The 1,442-nt window shown below is 57.8% G+C and carries 1 rRNA gene; it reads left to right on the top strand.

The annotated features are described in order from the left end of the window. Positions 1–1,388 (top strand): 23S ribosomal RNA (locus IEY93_RS37410); the annotation flags it as partial. Positions 1,389–1,442 lie beyond the last annotated feature (54 nt).

Genomic DNA, 1,442 nt, shown 5'->3' with positions numbered 1-1,442 from the left:
TGAGATGTGATGCCGAGCCGATTGTGGTGAAGTGGGTGATCCCATGCTGCCGAGAAAAGCCTCTAGTGAGTGTGCCGGCGGCCCGTACCCTAAACCGACTCAGGTGGTCAGGTAGAGAATACCGAGGCGATCGGGTGAACTGTGGTTAAGGAACTCGGCAAATTGCCCCCGTAACTTCGGGAGAAGGGGGGCCTCTGCTGGTGATGGCACTTGCTGCCGGAGCTGGTGGGGGTCGCAGTGGCCAGGGGGAAGCGACTGTTTACTAAAAACACAGGTCCGTGCGAAGTCGTAAGACGATGTATACGGACTGACGCCTGCCCGGTGCCGGAACGTTAAGGGGACCGCTTAGCTGGCTTCGGCCGGCGAAGGTGAGAACTTAAGCGCCGGTAAACGGCGGTGGTAACTATAACCATCCTAAGGTAGCGAAATTCCTTGTCGGGTAAGTTCCGACCTGCACGAATGGCGTAACGACTTCCCCGCTGTCTCAACCACAGACCCGGCGAAATTGCACTACGAGTAAAGATGCTCGTTACGCGCAGCAGGACGGAAAGACCCCGGGACCTTCACTACAGCTTGACATTGGTGTTTGGGACGGCTTGTGTAGGATAGGTGGGAGACGGTGAAGCTGGGACGCTAGTTCTGGTGGAGTCATTGGTGAAATACCACTCTGGTCGTTTTGGATGTCTAACCCGCGCCCGTGGATCCGGGTGGGGGACAGTGTCTGGTGGGTAGTTTAACTGGGGCGGTTGCCTCCTAAAGGGTAACGGAGGCGCCCAAAGGTTCCCTCAGCCTGGTTGGCAATCAGGTGGTGAGTGTAAGTGCACAAGGGAGCTTGACTGTGAGACCGACGGGTCGAGCAGGAGCGAAAGCTGGGACTAGTGATCCGGCGGTGGCATGTGGAAGCGCCGTCGCTCAACGGCTAAAAGGTACCCCGGGGATAACAGGCTGATCTTCCCCAAGAGTCCATATCGACGGGATGGTTTGGCACCTCGATGTCGGCTCGTCGCATCCTGGGGCTGGAGTAGGTCCCAAGGGTTGGGCTGTTCGCCCATTAAAGCGGTACGCGAGCTGGGTTTAGAACGTCGCGAGACAGTTCGGTCCCTATCCGCTGCGCGCGTAGGAGACTTGTAAGGGGCTGTCCCTAGTACGAGAGGACCGGGACGGACGAACCTCTGGTGTGCCAGTTGTTCTGCCAAGGGCACGGCTGGTTGGCTACGTTCGGGAGGGATAACCGCTGAAAGCATCTAAGCGGGAAGCCTGCCTTGAGATGAGGTCTCCCACCCTTTGTGGGGTAAGGCTCCCAGTAGACCACTGGGTTGATAGGCCGGAGGTGGAAGCATCGTAAGGTGTGGAGCTGACCGGTACTAATAGGCCGAGGACTTGACCACAAAGCATTCTTGCTCGCGTCCATTATGCAACTCAGAGACAACAAACCCCCGCCG

The organism is Sphaerisporangium melleum (genome assembly GCF_014646695.1).
Classification (GTDB): domain Bacteria; phylum Actinomycetota; class Actinomycetes; order Streptosporangiales; family Streptosporangiaceae; genus Sphaerisporangium; species Sphaerisporangium melleum.
Note: the sequence above shows the minus strand (reverse complement) of the source record. Positions and strands in the feature narration are given on the sequence as shown.